Raw genomic sequence first — 764 nt, 5'->3', positions numbered from 1 at the left:
GACACCGTGCTGCTGGCGGAGGCCAACCAGTGGCCGGAGGACGTCGTCGACTACTTCGGCGACTACCCGAGCGGCGGCGACGAGTGCCACATGGCGTTCCACTTCCCCGTGATGCCGCGGATCTTCATGGCGGTCCGCAGGGAGTCGCGCTACCCGGTCTCCGAGATCCTCGCCAAGACCCCGGCGATCCCGTCGGGCTGCCAGTGGGGCATCTTCCTGCGCAACCACGACGAACTGACGCTGGAGATGGTCACCGACGAAGAGCGCGACTACATGTGGGCGGAGTACGCCAAGGACCCCCGCATGCGCGCCAACATCGGCATCCGGCGCCGCCTGGCCCCGCTCCTCGACAACGACCGCAACCAGATCGAGCTGTTCACGGCCCTGCTGCTGTCGTTGCCCGGCTCGCCGATCCTGTACTACGGCGACGAGATCGGCATGGGCGACAACATCTGGCTCGGCGACCGCGACGCGGTGCGCACCCCGATGCAGTGGACCCCGGACCGCAACGCCGGGTTCTCGTCGTCCGATCCCGGCCGGCTGTTCCTGCCCACGATCATGGACCCGGTCTACGGCTACCAGGTCACGAACGTCGAGGCGTCCATGGCCTCGCCGTCCTCGCTGCTGCACTGGACCCGCCGGATGATCGAGATCCGCAAGCAGAACGCGGCCTTCGGGCTCGGCTCGTACACCGAACTGCCGTCCTCCAACCCGGCGGTGCTGGCCTTCCTGCGCGAGTACGAGGACGACCTGGTGCTGTGCGT

The 764-nt window shown here is 67.9% G+C and carries 1 protein-coding gene; it reads left to right on the top strand.

Features of this window, described 5'->3' with window-relative positions:
• On the top strand, positions 1 to 764 hold a 764-nt coding region (locus IE260_RS41095), incomplete at both ends, for an alpha-amylase family glycosyl hydrolase (protein ID WP_268255038.1).

The sequence above is a fragment of the Streptomyces viridiviolaceus genome (assembly GCF_014650995.1).
GTDB classification, from domain to species: Bacteria; Actinomycetota; Actinomycetes; order Streptomycetales; family Streptomycetaceae; genus Streptomyces; species Streptomyces viridiviolaceus.
This window is presented reverse-complemented; position numbering and strand designations above follow the sequence as displayed.